The 2,446-nt window shown below is 55.1% G+C and carries 1 protein-coding gene and 1 pseudogene; both read right to left on the minus strand.

Going from position 1 to position 2,446, the window contains the following annotated elements; all coding sequences use genetic code 11:
• Window positions 1-308 (minus strand): annotated as a pseudogene (locus D1646_RS22820) (hypothetical protein); the annotation flags it as partial.
• A gap of 12 nt (window positions 309-320) precedes the next feature.
• The gene (locus D1646_RS22135; RefSeq protein WP_160638491.1) at window positions 321-2,282 is read right to left on the minus strand and encodes a hypothetical protein; all 1,962 of its coding nucleotides are present in this window, start codon (window positions 2,280-2,282) and stop codon (window positions 321-323) included.
• Window positions 2,283-2,446 lie beyond the last annotated feature (164 nt).

The raw sequence follows: 2,446 nt of genomic DNA on the forward strand, positions 1-2,446 counted from the left end.
ATGGTCACCACGCGTCCCTTGTCGGCGCTGCCGGGCCGGACCCGCACCGTACCGCCGGTGACCCGCCCGGGGGTTATGATTGTGTACCCGCTGTCCCGGTCGCTGGAGGAGCTGCCGCCGGAGCTGGGACGGCTGGGGGTATCGGGCGTGTCCGGTGTGTCCGGCGTGTCGGGGGTATCCGGCGTGTCAGGCTCGCTGGCGCCGGGCTGCGGGCCGTAGTCGGGGTCGATGACCAGTGCGCTTGCCGCACCAATCATGCTCAGACACAGGGAGACCGCCAGCAGAAAAGCGGAAATTCTTCTTTTCATGCCAGCCCCTCCTTACACGAGACTGTCTTTGCAGTCAGCCACGGGGGTCCAGTCCAGTTTGAGAGCATCGTCCTCGACGGTGAGATCTTCGGTCACATCGGTGCCCGCGGGAATCTCAATAATCTTGACATTGAACATATTCTGGCAGGGCATAGCATAAGTCGCGCCAGCGTTGACCTTCACAACATAAGTAATGCTGAGAGCCATGTCGCCGACCTTAATGCTCTCGTCACCGAGGGACACGATGTAGGTCTTGGTTACGGTGTTGGGATTCTTGATCTCCAGCTTGCCGCCGAAGAAGGTCTGCTTGTCTGCGGCGCTGGTGTAGTCCTTGCGGTCAGTATACTTGACCAGAGGGGCCTTGTCGGTGATGGGGCCAACGGGAGGATTGACCACAGGCGGCTTAGTGGCCTCGTCCAGTTTGATGGTCCAATTGGACAGATGGGTCGTGGTAATCGTCACAGCGCCCTCGGTTCCAACGGTGGCCTTAATAGAGGTGGTACCCGAAGTTACGGTGACAGATTTGCCCTGGGCAAAAGAGGTCTTAAAGGTCAGAGTAATTGCCTTGTCAGCGGTCAGATCCTTGACCTCGATTTCGGTGGTGTCCTTGAAAAATCCGACGGAGAAGGTCTGTGTGTCTGTGGCGGAAGGAGCGGTGGTGTTCTCCATCACAAAGCTGACAGCGTCATCCTTGCCAGTCTTTTCAATCAGGGTTTTGGCATCGGCGGACACACCGCCCTGGGGGGTCTCAATGACCAGGGGCTTTTCCACGTTCTCCAGCTTGGCCAGAGCGGTGGTGGACAGGGGGACATTGACCTTTTTCGTCTCGCTGTCTTCCGGAGCAGCAACAGAGATGCTCACCTTCTCAGCGCTGGAATCATCAACCTGAGAGGTTACAGCATCATTTACAACATCCTCAGAGGGCTTAACGGTATTCTCCTCAACAGGAGCCGAAATTGCCCCAAGCTTATTCAGGGCCACACCGGTGCAGTCCACAGTGTAAACGGTATCGCCAAGCTTCACAGTAAACTGCTTGTTGGTGAGATGGTCCAGGAACATAGCCAGCTCAAAGCTGCCGTCATCCCCAAAGGTGAGCTCTTTGGCCTTGCTGCCGGTGACAGTAATTGTCTGCCCCTTAGCAGTGGCCTGGTCGGCATCCGCCACAAAGATCCGGATAGGAAGATAGTGACCCTCCTGTTCATCGTCGGCGGTGTTGGTGTTGAACTCCTCCCACTTGACATGGTTTGCGGCACCGGTGACTGTGACAGCAGTCCCGTTGGCAGTCACATCAAATGTGCCCAGGTTGGCGGGAGCCATTCCAAAAATCTTTCCCTCGCTGCTGGAAAGCGCCTCGGCGGTCAGTGTTTCAAACTTCAGGGCCAGGCCGCTGGTGGGCTCTTCCTCCGCCTCGACCTCTTCCTTCACATCCACATTGGCTGTGATAGAAAGGGTTTTGGACCATGCGGCTGTCCCATTGGTTACCGCGTCAGGAGTGCTTGTTTGCTCGGTTTCAATCAGCGACTCGGTTACAAAATACTCCAGAGTTACGCTGCCAGCCTTCATGTAGCTGGTCGCGTGGGTCACGTTTTTGCCGCTATAGTCGAAGGTTTCACCCGCGATGGTGGGATGCTGTTCCCACTGCGTTCCACGGTTTAGGAAGCTGAATGCGTACGTGTTGGAATTACCGGTTCCCTGGGCGGCGCAGCCCCAAACGTCGTTGCCAACTTTGATCTGGAACCACAGATTCGTGTTTGCGGGAACATTCTCCTTGAAGACCACATACATGGTCTCCTTCATCCAGTCGTTGCCAACTTTTCCGTTGGCGGCAAGTGTTGTCTCGGAGGTCGGTTCATTCCAAAGGAATCCGTAGCCCGCGATTTCGGGGCCCGCCGCCTCTTCCGCAAACACGGACATGGGCAGCATTCCCAGCACCATAGCCAGGGCCAAAAGGACAGGTAAGATTTTTTTCCTCATGCTAAATTCTCCTTTTCTATTGAATTTGGCCAAGTTTGCTATGAGGTGTGTGCCTAAAAATTTTTCACCTCCCACAAATGTCAAAAAGTACACTTTTTGACATTTGTTGTCAAAGACCGGTTCACGGAAAAATCCCCCTTTTTTCTTGTGAGAGCTATGTAAAA

It is taken from the genome of Pseudoflavonifractor sp. 60 (genome assembly GCF_009911645.1).
In the GTDB taxonomy this organism is placed as follows: Bacteria; Bacillota; Clostridia; order Oscillospirales; family Oscillospiraceae; genus Lawsonibacter.

What these genes read in the sequence shown, in the direction of transcription:
- D1646_RS22135 (WP_160638491.1), bottom strand. Translation starts at nt 2,282, where the DNA reads ATGAGGAAAAAAATCTTACCTGTCCTTTTGGCCCTGGCTATGGTGCTG.